The organism is Kitasatospora sp. NPDC127035 (assembly GCF_042726075.1).
Lineage (GTDB): Bacteria > Actinomycetota > Actinomycetes > Streptomycetales > Streptomycetaceae > Kitasatospora.
Genome location: NZ_JBHXDN010000024.1, coordinates 31,741 through 56,697, shown reverse-complemented (window position 1 = coordinate 56,697; position 24,957 = coordinate 31,741). Strand labels below are relative to the sequence as shown.

Annotated in this window: 18 protein-coding genes and 3 tRNA genes; 11 read left to right on the top strand and 10 right to left on the bottom strand. The window is 73.7% G+C overall.

Annotated features, from left to right (window positions below; translation table 11 throughout):
• Positions 1–109: 109 nt before the first annotated feature.
• A complete protein-coding gene (locus tag ACFWIC_RS18600; protein ID WP_329879004.1) occupies positions 110–835 on the bottom strand; it encodes a GNAT family protein in 726 nt (241 codons plus the stop codon).
• Positions 836–1,695: 860 nt separating this feature from the next.
• Between ACFWIC_RS18600 and ACFWIC_RS18595 the strand changes: the two genes are divergently transcribed.
• From ACFWIC_RS18595 to ACFWIC_RS18575, 5 genes are all read left to right on the top strand, one after another.
• Positions 1,696–2,640 (top strand): PAC2 family protein, encoded by a 945-nt coding sequence (locus ACFWIC_RS18595; RefSeq protein WP_329879003.1) that lies wholly within the window; start codon positions 1,696–1,698, stop codon positions 2,638–2,640.
• A gap of 250 nt (positions 2,641–2,890) precedes the next feature.
• Positions 2,891–3,982, top strand: a complete 1,092-nt coding sequence (locus ACFWIC_RS18590) for an SGNH/GDSL hydrolase family protein (RefSeq protein WP_329951526.1) — start codon at positions 2,891–2,893, stop codon at positions 3,980–3,982.
• 203 nt (positions 3,983–4,185) lie between these two features.
• Entirely contained in the window at positions 4,186–5,496 is a 1,311-nt protein-coding gene (locus ACFWIC_RS18585) for a deoxyguanosinetriphosphate triphosphohydrolase (protein ID WP_380360536.1), read from the top strand.
• 75 nt (positions 5,497–5,571) lie between these two features.
• Positions 5,572–7,479, top strand: a complete 1,908-nt coding sequence (dnaG, locus tag ACFWIC_RS18580) for a DNA primase (RefSeq protein ID WP_329951527.1) — start codon at positions 5,572–5,574, stop codon at positions 7,477–7,479.
• A gap of 161 nt (positions 7,480–7,640) precedes the next feature.
• Positions 7,641–8,840: an RNA polymerase sigma factor gene (locus ACFWIC_RS18575; RefSeq protein WP_380519433.1), complete on the top strand. Its 1,200-nt coding sequence runs from the start codon at positions 7,641–7,643 to the stop codon at positions 8,838–8,840.
• A gap of 79 nt (positions 8,841–8,919) precedes the next feature.
• Here the strand turns inward: ACFWIC_RS18575 and ACFWIC_RS18570 are convergent, their stop codons facing one another.
• The 4 genes from ACFWIC_RS18570 to ACFWIC_RS18555 all read right to left on the bottom strand — a co-directional run bounded on the left by ACFWIC_RS18570 (position 8,920) and on the right by ACFWIC_RS18555 (position 14,074).
• Entirely contained in the window at positions 8,920–10,155 is a 1,236-nt protein-coding gene (locus ACFWIC_RS18570; protein ID WP_380519431.1) for a DUF2690 domain-containing protein, read from the bottom strand.
• Between the two features lie 524 nt (positions 10,156–10,679).
• The gene (locus ACFWIC_RS18565) at positions 10,680–12,083 is read right to left on the bottom strand and encodes a glutamate decarboxylase (RefSeq protein WP_380519429.1); all 1,404 of its coding nucleotides are present in this window, start codon (positions 12,081–12,083) and stop codon (positions 10,680–10,682) included.
• Positions 12,084–12,190: 107 nt separating this feature from the next.
• Positions 12,191–13,624, bottom strand: a complete 1,434-nt coding sequence (locus ACFWIC_RS18560) for an FGGY family carbohydrate kinase (protein ID WP_380360530.1) — start codon at positions 13,622–13,624, stop codon at positions 12,191–12,193.
• Positions 13,625–13,780: 156 nt separating this feature from the next.
• Positions 13,781–14,074, bottom strand: coding sequence for a hypothetical protein (locus ACFWIC_RS18555; RefSeq protein ID WP_380360528.1), 294 nt, complete (start codon positions 14,072–14,074; stop codon positions 13,781–13,783).
• Between the two features lie 248 nt (positions 14,075–14,322).
• Here ACFWIC_RS18555 and ACFWIC_RS18550 point away from each other — a divergent pair.
• Together ACFWIC_RS18550 and ACFWIC_RS18545 are read left to right on the top strand one after the other, a co-directional pair.
• Positions 14,323–14,395, top strand: a tRNA-Asn gene (locus ACFWIC_RS18550).
• 56 nt (positions 14,396–14,451) lie between these two features.
• A tRNA-Asn gene (locus ACFWIC_RS18545) sits at positions 14,452–14,524 on the top strand.
• Positions 14,525–14,643: 119 nt separating this feature from the next.
• Here ACFWIC_RS18545 and ACFWIC_RS18540 read toward each other — a convergent pair.
• Positions 14,644–15,390 (bottom strand): trypsin-like serine peptidase, encoded by a 747-nt coding sequence (locus tag ACFWIC_RS18540; protein WP_380519427.1) that lies wholly within the window; start codon positions 15,388–15,390, stop codon positions 14,644–14,646.
• A 333-nt stretch (positions 15,391–15,723) separates the two neighbouring features.
• Here ACFWIC_RS18540 and ACFWIC_RS18535 point away from each other — a divergent pair.
• Positions 15,724–15,797 (top strand) — tRNA-Ile (locus ACFWIC_RS18535).
• 342 nt (positions 15,798–16,139) lie between these two features.
• Here the strand turns inward: ACFWIC_RS18535 and ACFWIC_RS18530 are convergent.
• Complete coding sequence (locus tag ACFWIC_RS18530; RefSeq protein ID WP_380519425.1) at positions 16,140–18,101, bottom strand: hypothetical protein; 1,962 nt, start codon at positions 18,099–18,101, stop codon at positions 16,140–16,142.
• 320 nt (positions 18,102–18,421) lie between these two features.
• Between ACFWIC_RS18530 and ACFWIC_RS18525 the strand changes: the two genes are divergently transcribed.
• The gene (locus ACFWIC_RS18525; RefSeq protein WP_329951533.1) at positions 18,422–19,345 is read left to right on the top strand and encodes a pyridoxal-phosphate dependent enzyme; all 924 of its coding nucleotides are present in this window, start codon (positions 18,422–18,424) and stop codon (positions 19,343–19,345) included.
• 12 nt (positions 19,346–19,357) lie between these two features.
• Here ACFWIC_RS18525 and ACFWIC_RS18520 read toward each other — a convergent pair whose 3' ends face one another.
• Both ACFWIC_RS18520 and ACFWIC_RS18515 read right to left on the bottom strand, forming a co-directional pair.
• Entirely contained in the window at positions 19,358–20,908 is a 1,551-nt protein-coding gene (locus ACFWIC_RS18520; RefSeq protein WP_355402904.1) for an LCP family protein, read from the bottom strand.
• A 159-nt stretch (positions 20,909–21,067) separates the two neighbouring features.
• Positions 21,068–21,532 (bottom strand): MarR family transcriptional regulator, encoded by a 465-nt coding sequence (locus tag ACFWIC_RS18515; protein WP_329951535.1) that lies wholly within the window; start codon positions 21,530–21,532, stop codon positions 21,068–21,070.
• A gap of 90 nt (positions 21,533–21,622) precedes the next feature.
• Here ACFWIC_RS18515 and ACFWIC_RS18510 point away from each other — a divergent pair, with 90 nt between their 5' ends.
• The gene (locus ACFWIC_RS18510; RefSeq protein WP_380519422.1) at positions 21,623–22,651 is read left to right on the top strand and encodes an NADP-dependent oxidoreductase; all 1,029 of its coding nucleotides are present in this window, start codon (positions 21,623–21,625) and stop codon (positions 22,649–22,651) included.
• A gap of 393 nt (positions 22,652–23,044) precedes the next feature.
• Entirely contained in the window at positions 23,045–23,539 is a 495-nt protein-coding gene (locus ACFWIC_RS18505; RefSeq protein ID WP_329878989.1) for a DUF3145 domain-containing protein, read from the top strand.
• A gap of 98 nt (positions 23,540–23,637) precedes the next feature.
• Here ACFWIC_RS18505 and fabF read toward each other — a convergent pair whose 3' ends face one another.
• Complete coding sequence (fabF, locus tag ACFWIC_RS18500) at positions 23,638–24,900, bottom strand: beta-ketoacyl-ACP synthase II (RefSeq protein ID WP_329878988.1); 1,263 nt, start codon at positions 24,898–24,900, stop codon at positions 23,638–23,640.
• Between the last annotated feature and the right edge of the window lie 57 nt (positions 24,901–24,957).

The following is a 24,957-nucleotide window of genomic DNA, read 5'->3' as shown; positions in this document are numbered from 1 at the left end:
CCCCGTCCCCGGGGGGCGCCCCCGCCGCCGGCGCCGGGGCCCCCCCGCCGGGGGGGGGGGGGGGGCCCGCCCCCCCCCCCCCCGCCCCCCCCCCCCCCCCACGACCGCGTCAGGCCGTGATCAGGTGCCCGCTGCCGCCGTGTCTAAGGCACTCCTGGTTGATCGCCGGATCCGGGGCGCTCGGCGAGGTGGCGGCGGCGATCCGCAACTCGATGATGTCGCGGACGGCGGGCCACTCGTCGTCCAGGATCGAGTAGAACGCGGTGGACCTGACCACTCCGTCGAGCCCGCGCGAGTGCGCCCGCCGGACGCCCTCCGAGGTGGCGCCGAGCCGCTCGATGGCGGCCCGCGACCGCTGGTTGCGGGCGTCGGCACGGAGCGAGATCCGCTGGACGCCCCACACCTCGAAGGCGTGCCGGAGCATCAGCAGCTTGGCCTCGGTGTTGATGCCGGTGCCCTGGGCGCGCGGGGAGAGCCAGGTGTTGCCGATCTCGGCGGCGTCGGGCACGGCGGTGGCCGGGTCGCCGAACGGCACGCCCGGCGCCGGGGGCCAGACCAGCGGGCCCTGCCAGTAGTCGAGTTCCAGGAAGCGGGTGGAACCGACGACCCGGCCGTCGGCCTGGCTCACGGTCGCGAACGGCAGCGACCGGCCCGCGGCCTGGTCGGCGAGGGCCCGCGAGATGTACTCGCGGGCCGCTTCCAGGCCGTGCGGGACGGGCGTGAAGGCGTAGGTCGTACGGTCCTCGGCGCCGGCCTGGGCGATGGCCTCGGCGTGGTGCGCGGCGAGGGGCTCCAGCCGCACGGTGCGGCCGGTGAGGATGAGAGGTACGGGCACGGAACCTTCGGTCCTTCATCGGTCGGAGGATGCCGGCCCGTGCCTGGGTGCGCGCGGGCCGAGCAGTGGACTTTTCGCCCCGCCCCGGAGGTCCGCCCGCCGGCACCCGCGCACGCCGGAGGTACCGGTCGGGCGGGTTGGGGGGCGGCGGCCCGGAGACGGGCAGCGCGGTGCCGGAACGGACACGGGTCCACGGACCGGTCCGGCGGGATGAGCGAGGGGACAGTGTGCGTCCGCGAGATGGCCGATGAGGATACGGGAGCGCGAAGGGAAACAGGCGGCCAGGTGAAGGCAAGATGCGTCGTAGGTGGCTGGCCGAGCACCGGGCCGGGACGTGATCGACGGCGTTACGGACGACGTGACGACGACGCGACGATGCGAGGCAGCGAGAGGACGATACCCGCCAGAAGGCGGTGCGTCACTTCGCAGCACACGAATGGCCGCCGGGTGCGGCGGCGGGCTGCCTCGACGGGCCGTTCAGCCGCCCCTGACCAGGGCTTTTCCCATCGGGTGCGATCATGGTCGAGTCGGCCCTCCGGGGGCGCGCCGAGCGCTCGCGGGCGGCGCGGGACGGTGGCGGGCGCGGGCGGGCGGTGGCCGGAAAGGCGCGGGAGTCCACAGTGGGACCGGCGGAAGGCCGCGGAGGCGTTCCGGGGCCGTCGTGGGCGGCCGGGGCGGCCCGGTCGTCCGGTCGGTGCGGCGGGAGGATTCCGGGCAGCGGAACGGGGGGAGTCCCGCAGCCGGGGAGGCGAATCCCGGCAGCGGGAATTCCGGCGGAGCGCCGCACGCTGCACGAGGAGAACCGGCACGAGTCCGACGAGTAGCTAGAGACCGAGTAGAGAGCGGGGTGTGGGTACGCGGTGCGTGATCCCCAGGCGCTGTACGAGCTGGATCAGCAGGGCGTGGCCGCCGTGGCCGCGGCGAGGGCCGCGCTGGCCGACACCGGCGCGGGTCTGGTGCTGCTCCACCACTTCGAGGGCTTCATGGACGCCGGAGAGGCCGGCGGCCAGGTGGTCACCCACCTGCTGGAGGCCGGGGAGCCCCAGGTGGTGGCCCGCTTCGACCACGACCGTCTGGTGGACTACCGCGCCCGCCGCCCCGCGATGCTCTTCGACCGCGAGCACTGGTCCTCCTACGAGCCGCCGGAGATCCTGCTCCAGTTGGTCCACGACGCGGCCGGCTCGCCGTTCCTGCTGCTCACCGGGCCCGAGCCGGACGTCGAGTGGGAGCGTTTCATCGCGGCCGTCCGCGAGTTGGTCGAGCGGTTCGACGTCCGGCTGTCGCTCGACTTCCACGGCATCCCGATGGGGGTGCCGCACACCCGCCCGGTCGGTCTGACCCCGCACGGCAACCGCCTCGACCTCGCCGCCGGTTACCCGCAGTGGTTCGAGCAGGCCCAGGTGCCCGGCAGCGCGCAGGCCCTGCTGGAGTTCCGGCTCGCCGAGGCCGGGCACGACGTGCTCGGCTTCGCCGTGCACGTGCCGCACTACGTGGCGCGCACGGCGTACCCGGCGGCCGCGGTGCTCATCCTGGAGGCGGTGCAGTCCGCCACCGGGCTGGTGCTGCCCGGCACGCAGCTGCGCGAGCAGGTCGACGGCGTGTACGCCGACATCGAGGACCAGCTGTCGCAGGGGGACGGCGACCTGCGCTCGGCGATCCGCGGCATGGAGGGCCAGTACGACGCGGTGGCGGGCGCCGAGGGCCGGGAGAGCCTGCTGGCCGAGCCGGTGGACCTGCCGTCGGCGGACGAGCTGGGCCGGCGGTTCGAGCAGTTCCTGGCGGAGCACGAGCGCGGCCCGGAGTAGCGGAAGCCTCCGGAGCAGTGCGAGCCCCCGGGCCGGCGGACGCCGCCCGGGGGTGACGAATGCCCTCCGGGGGTGAGGAACACCCTCCGGAGAGACGGGCGCCGCCCCGAAGGACGGGCACGGTAGGGAGGCGCCGGAATCCGCCGGTTCCGGCGGGATCGATCCGGCGTCTCCGTCCGTTGGGATGGCGGTGCCCGGGGGACGGGCCGTCGTAGGAAGAACGCCAACGGCTCCTACCCGGGGGGATCCCGTGCCTCTGTCCGTACGCCCGAAGGGCGCGCCCACCGGCGCCCGGTCGGGCTCGTCGTCGACCACTGCGTCCGCCACGCCGCAGACCGACCCGTCACGCGCCGTACCGAGGGCCCTGACAGGTGCCCTGACCGTCGGACTCGCCGCCGTCCTGCTCACCGCCTGCTCCGGCACCGGAGGTACGGACACCGCCGTCGGCGCCGCCGTACCGGGGGGTCCGCAGGCGAACCGGGCGGCGTCGGCCACGCCGACCCCCACCCCGACACCGACCGGTCCGTACGTGGCGCTCGGCGACTCGTACACCGCGGGGCTCAAGATCAGCCCGCAGGCGGGGGAGCCGAAGGGCTGCGCCCGCTCGACGGTCAACTACCCCAGCCTGGTGGCCAAGGCGCTCGGCCTGGCGGGCGGTCAGTTCCGCGACGCCAGCTGCAGCGGGGCCCGCACCGGCGACCTGACCGGCTCCCAGGAGACGGGCAGCGGCACCAATCCGCCGCAGCTGGACGCGATCGAACCGGCCACCCGGCTGGTCACCGTGGGGATCGGCGGCAACGACGCCGGGTTCATGGAGGTCGTCACCCAGTGCGCCAAGGAGAACCTGGTCGACGCGGTCAAGGAACTGGTCGGCTCCGGCCGGGCGCCGGCACCGTGCCGCGAGCATTACGCCGCGTCGGACGGTGCCGACCAGGTGCAGCGCAAGGTGGACGCGGCCGGTGAACGGCTGGGCGAGACGCTGAAGGAGGTCAAGCGCCGCGCTCCGCAGGCGAAGGTCTACGTGGTCGGCTACCCCTCGCTGCTGCCGGCCGACCCGGCCGTCTGCGTGCCGGTGCTCGGCAAGACCGTCGCCGGGGGTGATCTGGGCTTCCTGGTGGAGAAGGAGCAGCAGCTCAACGCCATGCTCAAGCGGCGAGCGGAGGCGGCGGGCGCGGTCTTCGTGGACCTCGCCGCGCCCTCGTCCGGCCACGACATGTGCGCGGGTGAGGCCGCCCGCTGGGTCGAGCCGCCGTTCCCGGCGCCCGGTCTGGCGGGGATCCATCCCAACGCCAAGGGACAGGAGGGCGCCGCGGCGGCCGTCCTCAGGGCGGTCCGCGGCTGAACCGGCACCGGGCATCGGCTGTCGGCTCGTGAAGGCGCCGGCTCGTGAAGGCCCCGGGCCGTGGGGGCCAGTGGCTGCGGCAGGGGCGGCGGGAGGGCCCGGGGGGCCCTTCCGCGGGCGGCCGAGCGTTCACGCCCCGGCCCGCGTCCCGTCGCGCGCGGCACACTTCCGGTGTCGGGGGCTCGGCGTACCGTGAAGGGCATATGGACGACACCACGCACCGCCTCGCCACCACCCCGAACCCGTACGACCACGCCGCCGAGGCCCGCTGGGTGCCCGAACCGGACAAACGCCCGGGCCGGACGGCGTTCCAGCGTGACCGCGCCCGCGTGCTCCACTCCGCCGCCCTGCGCCGGCTGGCCGGCACCACCCAGGTGGTCGCCCCGATGCGCAGCGACTTCCCCCGCACCCGGCTGACCCACTCGCTGGAATGCGCCCAGGTCGGAAGGGAGTTGGGCGCGGCGCTGGGCTGTGACCCGGATCTCGTCGAGACCGCCTGCCTGGCCCACGACATCGGCCACCCGCCGTTCGGCCACACCGGTGAGGAGGCGCTCGACCAGGCCGCCGAGGCCTGCGGCGGCTTCGAGGGCAACGCGCAGTCGCTGCGCATCCTGACCCGGTTGGAGCCCAAGCGGTTCGCCCCGCAGGACGAGGAACCCGCCCGGCTGGCCCCCTGGCCGGGCCGCAGCGTCGGGCTCAACCTGTCCCGCGCCGCCCTGGACGCCGCCACCAAGTACCCGTGGACGCACGGCGCGCACCCCACCGACCCGGCCTCGCCCAAGTACGGCGTCTACGCCGACGACCTGCCGGTCTTCCGATGGCTGCGGGCCGGGTCCCCGGCCGGTCGCAGGTGCTTCGAGGCCACCGTCATGGACTGGTCCGACGACGTCGCCTACTCCACCCACGACGTGGAGGACGGCCTCCAGGCCGGTCACATCGACCCGGCCGCGCTGCTCGCCCCGAGCGAGCGCGCCGAACTGTTCAAGGTCGCCGAGCGCTACGCCACGGACGCCGAGCCGGAGGAGCTGTCGGACGCCCTGGACCGGCTGCTCGCGCAGGAGTGGTGGCCCCAGGCGTACGACGGCACCGCCCGGGCCCGGGCCGGGCTGAAGGACCTCACCAGCCAGCTGATCGGCCGCTTCTGCTTCGCCGCCGAGCAGGCGACCCGCGCCCGTTACGGCCCCGGCCGGCTCACCCGGTACGAGGCCGAGCTGGTGGTGCCGCGCGAGGTTCGCCTGGAGTGCGCGGTGCTGAAGGCGGTCGCCGTCCGGTTCGTGATGCAGCGCGACGAGCAGGCCCAGCTCCGGGCCCGTCAGCGGATCGTGATCGCCGAGCTGGCGTACGTCCTCAACGAGCGCGCGCCGGAGGGGCTGGACCCGGTCTTCGCCGCGCTCTACCACGAGGCCGAGGACGACCGGGGGGCCCTGCGCGCGGTGATCGACCAGATCGCCACCCTCACCGACGCCTCGGCGCTGGCCCTCCACGGCAAGCTGGTCGGGGCGGCCTGGACCTGAGCCCCCCGGGGCCCGCCACCGGACCGGATGGGGAGCGGCCCCGGGAAACCCCGGCCACCCCAGTAGACTTCCGGGGTGGCCGGGCGGATCAGGGACGAAGACGTACAGGCGGTGCGGAGCGCACTGCCGATCGATGCGGTGGTCGGCGACTACGTACAGCTGACCAACGGTGGCGGCGGCGAGTACAAGGGCGTCTGCCCCTTCCACGACGAGAAGTCCGCCTCGTTCTACGTCAACCCCGCCAAGGGCGTGTTCCACTGCTTCGGTTGCCAGGAGAACGGCGACACCATCGCCTTCCTGATGAAGATCGAGCACTTCACCTTCGCCGAGGCCGTGGAGCGGATGGCCGCTCAGGCGAACATCACGCTCCGCTACGAGGAGGGCGGCTACAGCCCCCGTCACCAGCAGGGCGAGCGCACCCGGCTGGTCGAGGCGCACAAGGTGGCCGCCGCCTACTACCAGGAGCAGCTGGTCTCCCCGGAGGCCGAGATCGGCCGCCGTTTCCTCTCCGAGCGGGGCTTCGACGAGGAGGCCGCGAAGACCTTCGGTGTCGGTTACGCCCCCGTCGGCTGGGAGCACCTGGTCCGCTACCTGCGCGGCAAGGGCTTCAGTGACAAGGAGATCCTGCTCGGCGGTCTGGCCTCGCAGGGCCAGCGCGGCGGTCTGATCGACCGCTTCCGGGGCCGGCTGGTCTGGCCGATCCGCGACATCGCGGGCGAGGTGATCGGCTTCGGCGCCCGCCGGCTCCGCGAGGACGACAACGGGCCGAAGTACCTCAACACCCCCGAGACGCCGATCTACAAGAAGTCGCACGTCCTGTACGGCCTCGACCTGGCGAAGAAGGAGATCGCCAAGTCGGGCCGGGCCGTGGTGGTCGAGGGGTACACCGACGTGATGGCCTGCCACCTGGCCGGGGTCACCACCGCGGTCGCCACCTGCGGGACGGCGTTCGCCGAGGACCACATCAAGATCATCCGCCGGCTGCTGATGGACACCTCCCAGTACCGCGGCGAGACCGTCTTCACCTTCGACGGCGACGCGGCCGGCCAGAAGGCCGCGCTGCGCGCCTTCGAGGACGACCAGAAGTTCGCCGCCAAGACCTCCATCGCGGTCAGCCCCGGCGGCATGGACCCGTGCGACCTGCGCCTGGCCAAGGGCGACGAGGCGGTCCGCGAGCTGATCGACAACCCCGTGCCGCTCTTCGAGTTCGCGTTGTCCTCGGCCGTCGCCCGGCACCGGGTGGACACGCCCGAAGGTCGGTCGGCGGCCCTGGAGGAGGCGGCGCCGATCGTCGCCAAGATCAAGGACCGTTCGATCCAGCACGAGTACGCCGTCCGGCTGGCCGGCATGCTCGGCATCCTGGACGAACCCTTCGTCGTCCGCCGGGTCTCCCAGCTGGCCCGCTGGGACCGCGAACGCCAGCAGAACCCGCGCGGCGCCGGCCAGCAGCGCCGCCCCGACCCGTCGCAGCCGGTCCGCCCGGCGCGCCCCGTCTTCACGGTCAACCCGCGCGACCCGGCCCAGTTCGTCGAGCGCGAGCTGCTCAAGCTGGCGCTGCAGCACCCGGACCTGGTCGCCCCGGCCTTCGACAACTACGCCGAGGACGAGTTCCCCACCCCGCCGTACACCGCCGTGCGCCGCGCGATCGGGCAGGCCGGCGGCGCCGCGTACGGGGCGACACTGGCCGACTTCACCAGCACCGTGCGCGAGGCCTGCCCGGACGACCAGGTGCGCTCGCTGGTCACCGAGCTGACCGTGGAGCCGGTGCGCTCGCGCCGCAAGGTGGACGCCATCTACGCGGGGGAGTTCCTCGTCAAGCTGCGGCTGCTGGCCGTGGACCGGCGGGTGAACGAGGTCCGGGGCCACCTCCAGCGGCTCGGCAACCGGGCCGCCGCCGAGGAACTGCACGCCGTGCAGAGCGAGCTGTGGCAGCTCCAGCAGTACGGGCAGCAGCTGCGCAGCAGGGGTTCGGCCGCGCTGTAGCGCCGTCGGGGCCCCGGCGGCCGACGCGCGCCGCTCCTGGCGGACCGCGCTCAGAAAGTCCGCGCACGAGTCTCGGCCACGGAGCGTGGCGTGCCGCACACTGGAAGGCGTCCCACCTCCGTACAGCGCGGGTCCGCCAGAGTCGCGCCCGCCCCGAGGGGATGCCCGTGGACCGAGGCCTTGCCGCGACCGCTCAGCCGACCGACGAACCGCTCGCCCCCCAGGACGGGGCCTCCGACGGTCCCGGCCGTCCCGACGACGTCGAGGACCCTGACGGCGTCGAAGGACCCGACGGCGCCGGGGGGCTCGACGGCCCCGACGGTTCCGCGGACCACGGGCGGGCCGGGGCACCGCCCCCGGGCGGTGCCCGGATCCCCGCCCAGGGCCTCCCGGCGGGCCACCCCGAAGCCGAGGACGCGCCCGAGCGCCGGGCCGCCCCCGAGGGGAGCGGCCCGGCCGCGGACCTGCTCCGCCAGTACCTGCGCGAGATCGGCCGGATCCGGTTGCTCACCGCGGCCGAGGAGGTCGAACTCGCCCGCCGGATCGAGGCCGGCCTCTTCGCCGAGGAACGGCTGAACCGGGAGCCGCCGCCCGCCGACCCGCTGGCCCGTGACCTGGACACCCTGGTGGTGACCGGCCGGATCGCCAAGCGCAGGCTGACCGAGGCCAACCTGCGACTGGTGGTCTCCGTCGCCAAACGCTACGTCGGCCGCGGCCTGACCCTGCTGGACCTGATCCAGGAGGGCAACCTCGGCCTGATCCGGGCGGTGGAGAAGTTCGACTACGCCCGCGGCTACAAGTTCTCCACCTACGCGACCTGGTGGATCCGCCAGGCGATGAGCCGTGCGCTGGCCGACCAGGCGCGGACGATCCGGGTACCGGTCCACGTCGTGGAGCTGATCAACCGGGTGATCCGGGTGCAGCGCTCGCTGCTGCAGGAACGCGGCATCGAGCCGGGCCCGGCCGACATCGCCGCCGTCCTGGACCTCACCGAGGAGCGGGTCCGGGAGCTGCTCCGGCTCGCCCAGGAGCCGATCTCGCTGCACACCCCGGTCGGGGAGGAGGACGACGTCGCGCTCGGCGACCTGATCGAGGACGCCGACGCCGCCTCACCCGCGGAGTCGGCCACCTTCCTGCTGCTGCGCCAGCACCTGGAGGCGGTGCTCGCCACCCTCGGCGAGCGCGAGCGCCAGGTGGTGCAGCTCCGCTACGGGCTGGACGACGGCAGGCCGCGCACGCTGGAGGAGATCGGCACCCTGTTCGGCGTGACCAGGGAACGGATCCGGCAGATCGAGTCCAAGACCCTGGTCAAGCTCCGCGACCACGCCTTCGCCGCCCAGCTCCGGGGCTACCTCGACTAGCCCGGTCCCGCTCCTCGGGGCCGGCTCCCCGGATCCTGCCGGGCCGGCGGGGCCGTCCGACAGGATCCGGGCGAGTGCCCTACGGCGTGGCCGCCGGGGACGGGGCCGCGGAGGCGGGCTCGGCGGCCGGGGGCTCGGTGGCCGTCGCGGCCGGTGCGGAGGCCATCGCCGGGGGCGGGGACGCCGGGCCGATCGGGATCGGCGTGGACGCGACCAGCCGGGCCAGGTCGGAGACGCCGTTCGTGCAGGAGACGCCCGCCGACTGGTGGCCGCAGACCTGGAGGGTGACGGCCGGATCCGCCGCGTTCACCATCGCCGAGTAGTTGTCGTACCCCCAGTGGATCAGGGCCGTCTCCGTCTCGCCGGCGCTGGTGGTGACGACCGCCTGGTTGCCCGGCTGGCCCTCGGTGATCGCCGCCCAGGCGGCCTGGCACTTCTGGCTGTACCGGAGGTAGGCGACCACCTTGCCGATGTTGGTGGTCTGCACGGTCCGTGCGTCGGCGCCGCAGCCGGTGGCCTTGGGGTCCTTGTGCGAGCAGCCGACGGCCTGACAGGCGGCCACCGTCGGGGCCGTCTTGGCGGGGGTGGACGAGGACACGGCCGGCTCGGCGACGGCGGTCGGCTCACTGCCGTCGCCCGAGGAGTACCGCATGCCGGCGAGCACGAGCAGCACCACCGCCGCCGCCACGGCGGCGACGAGCGCGACCTGCCGCCCCGGCGTCCGGCGGGCGCGGGGCGCCCCCGGCCCTGCCTCCGAGGGCGCCGGGTCCTCCGGGTCCTCCGCGTCCTCGGGCGATCCGGCGGTCTCCGTCGCCTCCGTCGCCTCCGTCGCCTCCGTCGCCTCCGTCGCCTCCGTGGTCTCCGGGTCCGTCGTGGTTCCGGCGGTGGGCTCCGACGCGTCCGCCGCCGGTTCGACGGCCCGGTCCGCGTCCTCGGCCGTGTCCTCGACCGCGTCCTTTGACGCCGGGCGCGCAGCGGCTCCGGGAGCCGTCAGGCCCGACGCCGGTTCAGGCTCCGCTCCGGTGCGCCCATCGCTGGGCTCCCCGGCGAGCTCCGCTGCCGCCGTCGCCTCCCAGAGCGCCCGGAGTGCCGGCCCGTTGCACTCCACCGCCCCGATCAGTGCTTCGAGCGCCTGCTCGGTGACGATCCGTTTGCCGTTCAGCCAGCGCTCCCAGGAGGCCCGGCTGTAGTGGGTCCGGGCGGCCAGTTCGGACAGGGAGAGCCCTGTCACGTCCTTGACGGCGCGGAGCTCCTCCGTCAGGCGTCTGGCGGGAGCGGACAGTTCGTCCGGCAGCTTCTTCCAGGCGGAACCCATGAGGTCTTCCAAACATCCGAGGCCGGGGGCGGCGGGATCGGCGGGGCCTGGACGGCCACCGGCCCGGGCTGTGGGCGGGCGTGTCCGTCTCCCCCGACGTCAGCGGCGTCTCCAACCTCAGCGGCCCGGCGTCCCAAACCCCAGGTCCTGGAGCTGAGACGGACGGAAGTGTCTCACAACCCCGGCTGACGCTCGAACATTCATGTGTCCGTGGGGCATTGTTCTCGGGTCGGTCCGATTCACCGTCCGGGCGCTTCGTCCGGACATGTCCGTCACAAGCCGGACGATCGGCGATCCCTGACCCCCATCGGAACGAGGCAGCCTCACGGGGGGAGGCTGCCCCGGGCCGCAGGGACGCGCGGCGGGGAGGATGCTTCAGTGCAGCCCTCCCCGCCGCGACACTCACCCCCCGCGCGGGGTCGAGCGCTTGCCCGAGCGCACCGTCCCGTCGTCCGTCTACCGCGTCTGTCGCGCCTGACGTCCGTCGTTCGCCTGCCGCCTGCGTCGCCGCCGGCGCGGGGCCGTCAGTGGTGGAAGCCCGACCGGACCGGCACTCCCATCTCCTTCAGCGGGACCGGCTGGCTGCGCAGCTCCGGCAGCAGCCGTTCGAGGTCGCCGAGCAGCAGGTCCGCGAGGTCGCGGGAGAACCCGTTGCGGCAGACCACCCGCAGGACCGAGAGGTCCTCCCGGTTCGCCGGGAAGGTGTAGGCGGGCACCTGCCAGCCGCGCTCCCTCAGCCGCCGCGACACGTCGAAGACGTCGAACGGCACGTCACCGGTGGTGGTGAAGGCGAAGACCGGCAGCTCGTCGCCCCGGGTCAGCAGCCGGAAGCCGCCGAGCGCCTCGATCCGCCCGGACAGGTAGGTGGCCACCTCCCGGCAGGCTCCCTGCACGGACCGGAAGCCGCCCCGGCCGAGCCGCAGGAAGGTGTAGTACTGCGCGATCACCTCGGCACCGGGCCGGGAGAAGTTCAGCGCGAAGGTCGGCATCTCGCCGCCCAGGTAGTTGACCCGGAACACCAGCTCCTCGGGGAGCGCCTCGTGGTCGCGCCAGAGCGCCCAGCCGACTCCGGGGTAGACCAGCCCGAACTTGTGGCCGGAGGTGTTGATCGAGGCGACCCGGGGCAGCCGGAAGTCCCACGTCAGGTCCTCGTCCAGGAACGGGGCGACCATGGCGCCGGAGGCGCCGTCCACGTGGACCGGGACGTCCAGGCCGGTGCGCCGCTGGAGGTCGTCGAGGGCGGCGCAGATCTCGGCCACCGGTTCGTAGGAGCCGTCGAAGGTCGAGCCGAGCACGCCGACCACGCCGACGGTGTCCTCGTCGCAGAGCGCCACCGCCTGCTCGGCGCCGAGGTGGAAGCGGTCGCCCTCCATGGGGGCGGTGCGGGCCTCGACCTCCCAGAAGGTGCAGAACTTCTCCCAGCAGACCTGGACGTTGACGCCCATCACGAGGTTGGGCCGGGCACCGGCCGCGTAGCGCTCGGCGTTGCGGCGCATCCAGCGGCGCTTGAGGGCGAGGCCGGCCAGCATGCAGGCCTCGCTGGAGCCGGTGGTGGAGCAGCCGACGGCGGTGTCCGGGTCGGGCGCGTGCCAGAGGTCGGCGAGGATCGCCACGCAGCGCCGCTCCAGTTCGGCGGTCTGCGGGTACTCGTCCTTGTCGATCATGTTCTTGTCGAGGCACTCGGTCATCAGCCGGGTGGCCTGGACCTCCATCGAGGTGGTGACGAAGGTCGCCAGGTTGAGCCGGGCGTTGCCGTCCAGCATCAGCTCGTCGTGGATCAGCTGGTACGCCGTGTCGGCGGGGACGGGGCCGTCGGAGAGCCGGTGCAGCGGCGGTGCCAGTTCCATCCCGCCGAGCGGGTCGGCGGCGCCGACGAACGGGTTGACGGTCAGCCGGCGGTCGTCTCCGGCCCCCTTGTGCAGTGCCATGGGATCTGCCGCCCTTCCGTCCGGTGGCCGCGTCCCCTCCCAACCTGCCATCGGTTCGGGGCCGGCGCATCCGCGCGCCGCGGTCCACCACCCGGGGGTGGGACGTCTCAGCCGGCCGTCTCCGGGTGGATCTGATCGCGGGCGGCCCGGTACTGCTGGCGCACGCCCGAGCCGATCGGCAGGTCCTGCTCGGCGTCGGGGGTGACGGTGACGGCCTCCGGGAGCTCCCAGCGCGGCGGCTCGGGGGTGCCTGCGAGCGCCCAGGCGGCCTGCCTGGCGGCGCCGCGGGCCGCGTGCGCGCCGGGCGGCGGGACGACGACGGGGACGCCGAACAGCTGCGGCGCGATCTGCCGGACGGCGGGCAGCCGGCCGGTCGCTCCGAGCAGGAAGACCCGCTTCACCTCGATGCCCTGCGCGCGCAGCACGTCCAGGGCGTCCGCGCTGTTGCAGAGCATGCCCTCGACGGCGGCCCGGGCCAGGTGCCGGGGGGCCATCGACTCGGCCCGCATCCCGGTCAGGGTGCCGGCCGCGTGCGGCAGCGCGGGCGTCCGCTCGCCGTCCAGGTAGGGGAGCAGCACCAGGCCGTACGCGCCGGGGGAGGACTGCAGGGCCAGGTCGCTGAGGCCCTCCAGGTCGCAGCCGAGCAGGGCGGCGGTGGAGCGGAGCACCTGGGCGGCGTTCAGGGTGGCGACCATCGGCAGGTGGCGGCCGGTGGCGTCGGCGAACGAGGAGACCAGGCCGGTGGCGTCGACCACGGCCCGCTCGTGCACGGCGAAGATCGTGCCGGCGCTGCCGAGCGAGACCACCGCGTCGCCGGGGCCGAGGCCGAGCCCGAGCGCGGCGGCCATGTTGTCGCCGGTGCCGGCCGAGATCAGCAGGCCCTCGGGAGTGTGTCCGGCGGGTTCGGCCGGGTCGAGCACGTGCGGCAGCCGCAGCTCGTGGCCGAGCGCGAGCTTCACGAGGTCCTGCCGGTACTCGCCGCTGATCGGGGACCAGTAGCCGGTGCCGGAGGCGTCACCGCGGTCGGTGGTGCGCCGCTTGGGGTGGCCGAGCAGTTGCCAGACCAGCCAGTCGTGGGGCAGGAGCACCTCGGCGATCCGCCGGGCGTTGGCCGGTTCGAACTCGGCCAGCCAGCGCAGCTTGGCGACGGTGTAGCTGGGGGCGGGGACGGCGCCGATCGCGGCGGTCCAGGCGGCCGGGCCGCCGAGCGCGTCCAGCAGGGCGGCGGCGGCGCCGCTGGAGCGCGGGTCGTTCCAGAGGATGGCGGGCCGGACCAGCACCCCGCCGGCGTCCAGGCCGATCATCCCGTGCTGCTGCGCGCTGACGCCGATCGCCCGGACGCCCTCCAGGAGGCCGCCGGCGGCGGCGTCGCCCAGCGAGTGCAGCCAGATCTGCGGGTCGGCCTCGCCGGGCCGGGCGTCCGGGTCGTCCGGTACGGGGTGGGGTGCCTTGCCGGACCGCAGTACCGCGCCGGTCCCGGAGTCGCACGCGACGATCCGGGTGCGACCCGTCGAGCTGTCTATCCCCGCGACGATGGCCATATCGAGATCATGCCTCAGCGGCCGTCCGGACGCGGCCCGACCGGGGAAGTGTTGCCCGTTCGGTACCGCGTCCGGGAGGCGGCGTACGGCGGGCCGTCACCGTCGTGTCACCCACCCGTCACGGGTGGGGTCCACGGGCCCCGCGGACCGCCGGTCTCACGGCCGGGAGGTGCCCCAGCTGTCGTCCTCGGCCTTGGGCCGGCTGAGGTACGGCACCCGGTCGGTGACGGCGTTCGGGAGCCGGTCGCCGACCTTGTCCGCGACGGCCCCGGCGGCCTTTCCGGCGACCGCGCCGGCCTGCTGCTTCGCCTTGTCGGCCGCGCCCTGGACCTTGGGGTTCTGGGCGACCTGCCGGGTGATCCTGGCGATCTGCTCGTAGCGTCGGCGCCCGGCCCGCGTGCCCAGGACATAGCCCGTCGCGAGTCCGACGCCGAACGACAGCTTCCACATGATCGGATTCCACCCTCTCCTGGCGGCCATTGCCGCATTGCCCTACCCGTCCGTCGGGACGGTGAACCGTCGGTGACCCCAGCATCTCCCGCGCGGTGTGCCGGGCGCGCGTCGGGCGCGCCGGGCGGGGTCGCCGGCGGGGCTGCCGGGGAAAGCGATTGGCGGACCACCCCCCCGAGTGCGCTAATGTATGTCCCGCAGCGAGCGCCGAGGAGCCCGGGAGACCGGGGGCCGGAGCGGAAGCTTGATCCCCCATAGCTCAATTGGCAGAGCAGCCGACTGTTAATCGGCAGGTTATTGGTTCGAGTCCAATTGGGGGAGCTCGGGTGTCGGCCCTCCTGGGTCGTCGTCCCGTTCGTGGTGCGCAAGGACCGCGATCCCGCATAGCTCAATTGGCAGAGCAGCCGACTGTTAATCGGCAGGTTATTGGTTCGAGTCCAATTGCGGGAGCTTCACCGGCTCCGCCCGGTGACTGCTCAGAGCGAAGGCCCCTCGGTAGACCGGGGGGCCTTCGTGTTGTCCGACACGTTCCCGGGCGTTCCCGGGCGTTCCCGCCGGGGTGGGCGGTGTCACTCGGTGGCCTGCCGGTACAGCTCGGTGACCCGGTCGTCGAAGGTCACGCTGTACGAGGTGCCCGGCGTCTCGCCGCCCTCCTGGTAGCCGCCGATCACGCCGATCACCCGGCCGGTCGTGGTGACCCACGGGCTGCCGCTGGTGCCGTCGGTGTAGCCGCCGCAGTCGAACCGCTCCTGGGTGGGACTCTGCGAGCTGGTCAGGCCCGAACAGGTGATCGGCTCGTCCTGCTCGTTGGGGTAGCCGGTGACCGACACCGCCAGCCCGAAGCCCTGGCCGGTGCCGAGCGGGTTGCCGCCGACCGCGTCCTCCACCTCCCGGCCGCCGACCGCCCGCACGGTGACGAACGCCACGTCGTACTCGGGATCGTCGTCGTACGCCCAGCGCGGATCGACGGTGACCGACTCCACCGGCCAACTCCCGTACGGCGAGTACCCGTTGCGATAGCCGGGGGTGAACACCAGGCCGTCCAGCAGGCCGATCCGGCGGCTCTGCACGCAGTGCGCGGCGGTCACCAGCAGATTGCGCCCGGGGCTCTGCACCACGCTCGCCGTGCACGCGCGGGGCCCCTGCGGGGTGTGGATCGAGAGGGTGCCGACCCGGTCCCCGGCCGGGTTCGGCGGCGCCACGTCGGCCGTCCGCTCCTGCCCGCTCCCGCCGCAGGCGATGGCTGCGGCGAGCAGCAGGGCGGCCGTCGCGGCCGTTCTGGCCGCGCGCGCGGGCCGTACCGGGCGGGAGTCCATCGGGGGCTCCGTCTCGTCCTCGGGGCGGGCATCGAGGTTCGTGCGTTCCGCCGTTCGTGAGGAAGATCTATCAGGCCGGGCCGGGCTGCGCCACCGTCGCCGTCCCACGCCCCGTCATCCGTCCGCCGGCACCTTCGGTCGGGGGCCGGTCGTCCGGGCGGTTCCCGCCGTTCGGGGGGCCTGTCGGCCCGTCCGCTTCGCCGTCGAACTGCGCGCACCCATGTGCGCCCCCGGCGCGCACCACGGGTGATCGACCGGCTATGCTGCCCGGGACGGCCTTTCGGGGCCGTCTGCTGCTGCCGCGACCGGGTGACCCGTCGCGTGCTGCGAACCGGGGCGGTAGCTCAGCCGGTTAGAGCAGGGGACTCATAATCCCTTGGTCGTGGGTTCGAGTCCCACCCGCCCCACCTTCGCCGTTTCGCCCGGAGTGCCGGGTTTGACCAGGTGCGGTCATCTGCACGAACTCTAGTGACCGGCGGCACCGCCGACCGCACCGACAGGCCGGGAATCACTCGAACAGGTCCGCGCCGGGGGCGCGTTGACGCCCGGCCGCCGCACCTCCGGCCCCGCTCCGACGCTGCCCGCTCCGCGCTCCGATGCTCCGCCGTCCGGCTGCCTGCGCCCGCCTGTCCGCGGCCCCGCGGCCCGGTTCCGGCCCTCCGTGCCCCTGTCCGGGCGTCACGACGCCGTGGGGCCGCCACCGGTGTCCGGTGACGGCCCCACGGCCTTCGGTGCGGTGTCCGCGCGGCTCAGCCGAGCTTGACCGGCTGGACGGTCAGGGCGCCGTGCCCGTCACGCTTGAGGACGGACAACGCCAGGGCCGGGTGCTTGCCGCCGGCCGACAGCGCCTTGAGGTCGGCGACCAGCGGCGAGGTGTCGTCGACGTAGAACCGCAGGGGAGCGGCGGACGCCTCGGTGAACTTCACGATCTCCTCGGCACTGCGGCGGGTGAGCGACCAGGCCCACGGCTCCCAGGCACGGCCCTGGTTCCGGTTCATCACACTGAGCCAGATGTTGTCCTCGGCCGAGCCCCAGTCCTCGATCGGCTCGTTCCAGGCGCGGGTACCGGCGAGCGAGACCGCGACCCGGCCGTCCTGGGGGTGGTGGGCGGCGATCACGGCGATCCGTTCGGCGATCCCGGGGCGGGAGCCCTCGCCGCGCAGCAGCGCCCGTCCGGGGCTGCCCTGCCAGCCCTGCGGGCCGACCTCGGGGTTGGCGTTGCTGAGGACGGTGAAGCCCAGGCAGCCCGTGGCCGTCAGCACGGCCAGCCCGCGGCGGAACCGGGCCGAGGGGGCCCGGTGCGCACCCGGCGCCGCCGGGTCGCTCCGGCCGGCGATCACCCGGCGGCCGAGCATCGGCAGCAGGGCGGCGCCGAAGCAGATCACCCCGATCACCAGCAGCTGGTGGATCATCTTCTCGTAGAAGTAGGAGGTCGAGCCGACCGTGATCAGCTGGTACTCCATCACGCCGAAGCAGAGCGCCGAGACCGAGGCGAGGGTGATCAGGGCGACCCGGCGGGGCTTGTTGGCGAGCGAACGCCGGGTCAGCAGCGCCGCGAAGGCGGCCACGACGACGGGCAGGAGCAGGTGCCGGCCGACCGGGCCGATGCCGCCCGGCAGGGTGAGCACGTCCGCCGAACCGGCCGACTTGGCGTTGACGAACGGGGGGAACAGCACGAGGGCGCCGGCCGCCAGGGAGGTGGCCAGCACGGTGGGCCAGTGGCGGCGCCAGCCGCGCCAGTGCACGACGGCCCAGGCGAGCACCGTGGTGGCGGCCACCGGCAGCAGCAGGTAGTGGCCGAAGGAGACGCCGACCGCCAGGGCGCCGAGCGCCACGACCTGTTCCCGGGTCCGGCTGAGCGGCCGGATCGCCAGGGCGACCAGCAGGGCGAGCAGCCCGAGGGCGAAGATCTCGCTCAGGAAGCCGCGGCCGTGCATCCGGGGCAGCTCGGCGACGACCAGGTAGACGGCCATCGGTACGGCGAGGGCCAGGCCCCGCCAGCCGCGCAGCGCCGGGCCTGCGGCCCGCTGCACGGCCCAGAGGAGGGCGGCGGTGAGACCGGCGGTGACGACGGCGAACAGGGCGACGAAGAGCGAGATCTGGGCGAGCCCCGAGCCCCGGGCGGTGCCGCCGTGGAGGAAGCTGGTGAGCACCGCCATCGTCAGGTGGCTGCCCTGCGGGTAGGTGCCGAGGCCCAGTGTCACGGTCTCGGCGGCCTCGGTCTGGTGCAGGGAGGTGAGTCCGCCCAGGCGGAGGATGGTGTCGTAGAGCGCGGCGTGCCGGGCGAGGTCCTCCGCCGTGATGATGGTGGCCAGGCGGTCGATGGCGTCCCGGCGGAGGATCGGGTACAGCAGGAACGCGCCCGAGGCGGCGACGGTGAGCAGCAGCGGGAAGTCCCGGGTGGGGACCAGTCGGCGGAGCAGGGCGCGGAGCGGGGCGCGCCGGCGGGCCGGCCGGGGGCCCTGCACGAGCACGACGGCGGCCAGGGGGATCGCGGTGGCCTCGGCCAGGGCCACCGGGTGGAGGCCCCAGGGCCAGTAACTGGTCAGCAGGCTGAGCGCGCAGGCCCAGCCGATCAGCAGGCCGCCGGAGATCATCAGCCGGTCGAGGGCGGTGGTCTGCGAGCGGATCAGCGACGCGGCGGCGAACCAGACGAGCGCGAAGGTCAGCAGGTCGGCCGAGACCAGGTGGAACAGCGGAGGAAGGAGCACCAGCGCCGCGACGAGGCGAAGCTGGGGGGCACCCGGAAGTACGGGAAGCTGCCTCCGCCCGGCAGCTTCCTGTCCCGTCTTTTCCGGGATGTCCGCGGATCTGACGGGTGTCGCGATCGACATGCTTCCCCCACAATTATGCTGATAACTTGAGAATATCGAGCGGTCAGTATGAATATCCCGACCGCTACTAGTGTGAATCATGGGTGGGTGTGCGCAGCACACGGGGGGTGCCCGGGGGACGGGCTGTTTTCCGCCTTTGACCTCCCCTTGATATGGGCCTGCCAGGCGGGGCCGGGAGGGCCTCGTATCCTGACCGGATGCTCGCACCCGCACAGCTGCCGACACCCCTCGTGAATTGCCCCGACGAGGCGCTGGCGCGGGTCGGCGTGGAGCTGCGGCTCAAGCGGGACGACCTGGCGCATCCGCTGGTGCCGGGGAACAAGTGGCGGAAGCTGACGCCGAACCTGGAGGCCGCGGCCGAGCGGGGCGAGACCCGGCTGCTGACCTTCGGCGGCGCCTACTCGACGCACCTGCGGGCGACCGCGGTGGCCGCCGGCGCGCTCGGACTGGAGAGCGTCGGACTGGTCCGGGGCGAGGAGCTGGCGCGCGCGCCGCGGAACTGGTCGCTGCGGGCCGCGGAGGCGGCCGGGATGGAGCTGGTGTTCCTGCCCCGGGCCGAGTACCGGGAGGCGGCCGGGCGCTGCGGGACGGACCCGGTGGTGGCGGCCGGCCTGCAACGGCGCTTCGGGCCGTGCCTGGTGCTGCCCGAGGGCGGGTCGAACGCCCTGGCGGCCCGCGGTGCGGCGGCGGTCGCGGCGGAGCTGACGGACCTCGGTGAGCGGGACGTGGTCTGCTGCCCGGTCGGGACCGGCGGCACGCTGGCCGGGATCGCGGCCGGGCTGCCCCCGGGCGCTCGGGCGCTGGGCGTGGCCGTGCTGCGCGGCGGGGCCGGCTACCTGGAGGACGAGGTGACCCGGCTCCACCGGGAGGCGTACGGGCGGGAGTTCGCCGGCTGGCGGATCGACCACGACCACCACGGGGGCGGGTACGGGCGGGTGCCGGCCGCGCTGGAGGAGTTCGCGGCCGGCTTCGAGCGGCGGCACGGCGTCGCCCTGGAGCGGCGCTACGTGGCCAAGCTGCTGTCCGCCCTGTACGGCCTGGCGGCGGCCGGCGCCTTCCCGCCCGGGACCAGGCTGACCGCCGTGGTCACCGGGCTGCCCGACCCGGTGGAGGGACCCTAGAGCTCGTCCGGCTCAGCCGAAGGTCAGGTCGAAGCAGGGGTCGATGTCGGCGGTGCGGCTGTTCTCGGCTATGCCGGTGGGGACGCCGGTCGGCAGCGGGGCGGAGGGGGTCGCCGCCGCGCCGCCGGGGACGCCCGGGACTCCGGGAACGCCCGGGGCGGTGCCGGCCGGGCCGGCGGCCGGGCGGTAGTCGCGGCCGAGGATCACGGTGATCCCCTCGGAGCCGGGCTCCTCGACCAGCCGGGCCTGCGGGAAGAGCTGGGCGACCTGCTCGGCGGCGGCCTTGAACGGCGGGTCGTAGGAGATCTCGGTGTGCAGCCGGCCGCCCTGGGTGGCGCCGAGGGCGACGTTCCGGAACCCCTTGCCGAGGATCGTCTCGGAGCCCCTGCCGGCCAGCCCGGAGGTGCCGACGCCGTTGATCACGGTGATCGGCACGGCCGCCTGCTCGGGCGTCAGGGGTGTGGGGGCGACGGTCGGCGCGGCGGCCGAGGGGGACGACGCGTCGGACGGCACGGCGGTCGAGGTGTCGGCGACCTGGCCGGTGCTCTGCCCGTCCAGGGTGCGGCCCTCCCGCAGCAGCTGCCAGAGGGTGTCCACGTCGGGGTGGACGAGGTCGATCCGGCCCGGCTTCGCGGTGGAGAACCGCCAGGGGGCGGTGACGAAGGTGATGTCGGCGAGCTTGATCTGCTGCAGGGACTGGGCGAAGTCCACCAGCTTCATCGCGGTGCCCAGGCCCTCGTCCACGGTGAGCGAGCGGGTGGCCGCGTCGGCCAGCGGGAGCAGGGTGGGGAGGGAGAAGCCGAGGCCCTGGATCTTGCGGATCATCGAGGAGAGGAAGGCCTGCTGGCGCTTCATCCGCCCGATGTCGGAGTTGTCGCCGAAGCCGTAGCGGGCCCGCAGGTAGTCCACGGCCGGCTGGCCGGAGATCTTCTGCATGCCCTTCCTGAGCTTGATGTCGTGCGAGTTGACGTCGTTGGGGATGCAGACGTCGACGCCGTTGATCGCCTCGGTCATCGCGGCGACGCCCTTGAAGTCGACCACGATGGTGTGGTCGATCCGCAGGCCGGTCATGGCCTCGACGGTGTTCTGCGTGCAGGCCGGGTTCCCCTTGGGGGACGCGCCGACGGTGAACGACTCGTTGAACATCTGGTTGGTCCGCGCGGTCGTCCAGCTGCCGTCGGGCTTCCGGCAGGACGGGATGGTCACCAGGGCGTCGCGGGGTATGGAGACCCCGACGGCGTGCTTCCGGTCGGCGTAGATGTGCAGCAGGATCGTGGTGTCGGAGTGGCCGACGCCCTCGTCGCCGCCCCCGAGGTCGGCGTTGCCGTCGTTGCGGGTGTCCGAGCCGAGGAGCAGGACGTTGACCGGGACGGAGGCGCCCGGGGTGGCGGGGACGGGGGCGGGCGGGCGCTCGGTGGCGACGCCGCCCGGGTCGAACGTGGTGATGTTGGTGTCGAGCCGGTGGTAGAACCAGGCGCCTGCGCCCGCCACGGACAGCACCAGCACGGCCGCGAGTCCTATCGCCGTCCGTATGATGCGCCGTCGGCGCGTGCTGCTGCTCATCCGCCCCGTCCCCCTGTTGTCCGTTCTCGGTTCCCACCCGCACGGTCCGCCGGACGGGCCGTGTCTGGTCTTCGAGAGTTAGACGTTTCGGGGGAGTGTTCGGTTACCTCCGATCGGCCGCCAATTCAGCCGGACCGGTCACCTGGCCTGTGATGCTCCTCACGCACCGGGGCCGGCGGCGCCCGTGAGCATGCGGCTGAGCAGGTCGCGCAGCTGGGTCCGCTCCTCGGGTTCGAGCGCCGCCAGCGGCTCGCGGGCGAAGTTGAGCGACTCGCGGAGCTCCTCGGATGCGGTGGCGCCGGTGTCGGTGGCGGCGACCAGCTTGACCCGGCGGTCCTGCAGGTCGGCCTGCCTGGTCACGAAGCCGCGCGACTCCAACCGGTCGACGATGCCGGTGATGTTGGACGGCTCGCAGCTGAGCGTCTGGGCGATCTGGCGCATCGGCATCGGCCCGCGCCGCAGCAGCGCGAGGACCTTGGCCTGTGCTCCGGTGAGGGAGCGGGCGGCGGCGGCCTCCTCGTACTCGCGGTGGAAGAGCGCGACCAGATTGGCCATCAGGTCGACGACCTCACGGGTGATCTCGTCGGGCTGCGGCGTGGCGACCCGGGTCGGCTTGGTATCCATGCCCGTAGTCTACCTGAAAAGTTGACAACATGAACCTTTCATGCCCATTGTTACTTCACTGACTCAACCTTTCATGTAGGGAGTATTTCGATGGCCGCCGAGCAGGAAGCGCCCGCCACCGCCCGCGAATGGCACCTCGCCGCCCGCCCCCAGGGCTGGCCGGTCCCGACCGACTTCGCACTGGTCGAGGCACCCGTCCGGCGCCCGGGCCCGGGCGAGATCCTGGTCCGCAACACCTTCCTGTCGGTCGACCCCTACATGCGGGGCCGGATGAACGACGTCAAGTCCTACGTCCCGCCGTTCCGGCTGGGCGAGGCGATGGACGGTGGCGCCGTCGGCTACGTGGTCGCCTCCGAGGCGGAGGGCTTCGCCCCGGGCGACGCCGTGCTGCACGGACTCGGCTGGCGCGAGTACGCGACCCTGCCCGCGCAGCGCGCGGTCAAGGTGGACCCGGCCGCAGCGCCGCTCTCCGCCTACCTCGGCACCCTCGGCATGACCGGCCTCACCGCGTACGCGGGCCTGCTGGCGGTCGGCGGCCTCAAGGAGGGCGACCGGGTCTTCGTCTCCGGCGCGGCCGGCGCCGTCGGCTCGATGGTCGGCCAGATCGCCCGGCTCAAGGGCGCCTCGCTCGTGGTCGGCTCGGCCGGCTCGGCGGAGAAGGTCACCAAGCTGGTCGACGAGTACGGCTTCGACGCCGCCTTCAACTACAAGGACGCCCCGGTCCGCGAGCAGCTCGCGCTGGCGGCCCCGGACGGCATCGACCTCTACTTCGACAACGTCGGCGGTGACCACCTGGAGGCCGCGATCGGCGCGCTCGGCGCACACGGCCGGGCCGTCCTCTGCGGCGCCATCGCCCAGTACAACGAGACCACCGCCCCGGCCGCCCCGCGCAACCTGGCGCTGGTGATCGGCAAGCGGCTGCGCCTGGAGGGCATGCTGGTGGGCGACCACGCGGCACTGCAGCCGCAGTTCGTCGCCGAGGTCGCCGGCTGGCTGAAGGACGGGAGCCTGCGCCACGAGGAGACCGTGGTCGACGGCTTCGAGCACACCGCCGAGGCGTTCCTGGACCTGCTGCGCGGCGCCAACACCGGCAAGATGGTGGTCCGGCTGGACGCCTGACGCCGCGTCCGCCGCGGCCCGGGGCTGCACCCCGCCGCCTCCGCACCGCCCCGCCGCCCGCCGGAACCCCGGCCGGGCGCGCGGGGCGGTTTGCGTACCCGGCGGAGGGGATCCGGCCGCACTACCGCATTCCGGCCCGATCCGAAAGTGCGTCATCCATGGTGCGGGGCGGCGCGGTACGGTGTTCCCGCCTGGCGATGGGGCCGTTCGGGGGAGAGATCCGGCCGAGGGGTGGACCTCGTTGAGGATTCGACTAGCATTGAGCGAAAGCCTGTCCGTTTTGCTCAATTTAGTGGCTTAATGTCGGCTAACGTGGGTAACTGTGGATCAACCGCAGGCACGAACGCGAGGCAGCTGGGGAAGGCGACCCTCGTCCACAGCCTGGAGGTCCCGGTGACGACACGTGGAGTCCTGTACGTCCACTCCGCGCCCCGCGCGCTGTGCCCGCACGTCGAGTGGGCCGTCGCGGGGGTGCTCGGTGTGCGGGTGAACCTGGACTGGATCCGCCAGCCGGCCTCGCCCGGACACTGGCGCGCCGAGCTCTCCTGGCAGGGGGAGCCCGGTACGGCCTCGAAGCTCGCCTCCGCACTGCGCGGCTGGCAGCTGATGCGGTACGAGGTCACCAGCGAGCCCTGCGCCACGGCGGAGGGCGAGCGGTACAGCAGCACGCCCTCGCTCGGCATCTTCCATGCCGTCACGGGCATCCACGGGGACATCCTGATCCCCGAGGACCGGCTCCGCGCCGTCCTGCTGCGCGCCCGCAGCGAGGGGGCGGACCTGGAGTCCGAGATCGCGATGCTGCTCGGCAAACCCTGGGACGACGAGCTGGAACCCTTCCGGTACGCCGGCGAGGGGGCCCCGGTGCGCTGGCTGCACCAGGTGGTCTGAGCCGCCGTCGCCGAACCGGCGTCCGAGGACGCCGACCGGTCGTGCCGAAGGGGCCGGCACCCACCAGGTGGGTGCCGGCCCCTTCGACGTGCCGGGCGTCAGCGGGTGCGGAAGGCCAGCACCACGTTGTGGCCGCCGAAGCCGAACGAGTTGTTCAGCGCGGCGATCCGGCCCTCGGGCAGCTTGCGGGGCTCGTCGCGGACGATGTCCGCGTCCACGTCGTCGTCCAGCTCGTCGACGTTGATGGTCGGCGGGGCGAGCCGGTGGTGCAGGGCCAGCACGGTGGCGACGGTCTCGATGCCGCCGGCGCCGCCCAGCAGGTGACCGGTCATCGACTTGGTGGCCGAGACGGCGATGTGGTTCAGGTCCTCGCCCAGCTCCTTGCGGAGCGCCTTCAGCTCGGCGGTGTCACCCTGCGGGGTCGAGGTGGCGTGCGCGTTGACGTGCACGATCTCGGCCTTGTCCAGGTCGTTGCGCTCGAACAGGTCGGCCAGCGCGCGGGCCACCCCGGCGCCGGTCGGCTCGGGCTGCGCGATGTGGTGGGCGTCCGAGGACAGGCCCTGGCCGACCGCCTCGCAGTAGATCCGGGCACCGCGGGCCTCGGCGTGCTCGACCGACTCCAGCACGACCACGCCGGCGCCCTCGCCCAGCACGAAGCCGTCCCGGCCCTTGTCGTACGGGCGCGAGGCGCGCTGGGGGTCGTCGTTGCTCTTGGACATCGCCATCATGTTGGCGAACGCGGCGATCGGCAGCGGGTGGATCGCCGCCTCGGTGCCGCCGGCCACCACGACGTCGGCGCGGCCGGTGCGGATCATCTCGATCGCGTAGCCGATCGCCTCGGCGCCGGAGGCGCAGGCGGAGACGGGGGTGTGCACACCCGCGCGGGCGCCGACCTCCAGGCCGACGTTGGCCGCCGGGGAGTTGGGCATCAGCATCGGGACGGTGTGCGGGGAGACCTTGCGGGAGCCCTTCTCCTTCAGCACGTCGTACTGGTCGAGGAGGGTGGTCACGCCGCCGATGCCGGAGGCGATGACCGCGCCCAGGCGCTCGGGGGCGAGCTTGGACGACTCGTCGGTGGCCGGGGTCTCGTAGCCGGCGTCGGCCCAGGCCTCGCGGGCGGCGATCAGGGCGAACTGCGCCGATCGGTCCAGCTTGCGGGCCAGCGGGCGGGGGAGGATCTCACCGGGCTCGACGGCGGTGCGCGCCGCGATCCGGACGGGCAGGTCGGCGGCCCACTCCTCGGTCAGGGCAGCCACTCCGGAGCGCCCGGCGACCAGGTTCTCCCACGTGGTGGCGGCGTCGCCGCCCAGCGGCGTGAAGGCGCCGATACCCGTGACGACCACGGTACGGTTTTCAGTCACTGGATCTTCTTCTCTCACATCGTGCGGGGGGCGGTCGGCGGCGGCCGAAGGTGAGCC

Coding starts and splice junctions, on each gene's coding strand:
- ACFWIC_RS18585 (WP_380360536.1), top strand. CDS start 4,186: ATGGACGACACCACGCACCGCCTCGCCACCACCCCGAACCCGTACGAC.
- ACFWIC_RS18575 (WP_380519433.1), top strand. CDS start 7,641: ATGCCCGTGGACCGAGGCCTTGCCGCGACCGCTCAGCCGACCGACGAA.
- ACFWIC_RS18570 (WP_380519431.1), bottom strand. CDS start 10,155: ATGGGTTCCGCCTGGAAGAAGCTGCCGGACGAACTGTCCGCTCCCGCC.
- ACFWIC_RS18565 (WP_380519429.1), bottom strand. CDS start 12,083: ATGGCACTGCACAAGGGGGCCGGAGACGACCGCCGGCTGACCGTCAAC.
- ACFWIC_RS18560 (WP_380360530.1), bottom strand. CDS start 13,624: ATGGCCATCGTCGCGGGGATAGACAGCTCGACGGGTCGCACCCGGATC.
- ACFWIC_RS18555 (WP_380360528.1), bottom strand. CDS start 14,074: ATGTGGAAGCTGTCGTTCGGCGTCGGACTCGCGACGGGCTATGTCCTG.
- ACFWIC_RS18540 (WP_380519427.1), bottom strand. CDS start 15,390: ATGGACTCCCGCCCGGTACGGCCCGCGCGCGCGGCCAGAACGGCCGCG.
- ACFWIC_RS18525 (WP_329951533.1), top strand. CDS start 18,422: ATGCTCGCACCCGCACAGCTGCCGACACCCCTCGTGAATTGCCCCGAC.
- ACFWIC_RS18520 (WP_355402904.1), bottom strand. CDS start 20,908: ATGAGCAGCAGCACGCGCCGACGGCGCATCATACGGACGGCGATAGGA.
- ACFWIC_RS18515 (WP_329951535.1), bottom strand. CDS start 21,532: ATGGATACCAAGCCGACCCGGGTCGCCACGCCGCAGCCCGACGAGATC.
- ACFWIC_RS18510 (WP_380519422.1), top strand. CDS start 21,623: ATGGCCGCCGAGCAGGAAGCGCCCGCCACCGCCCGCGAATGGCACCTC.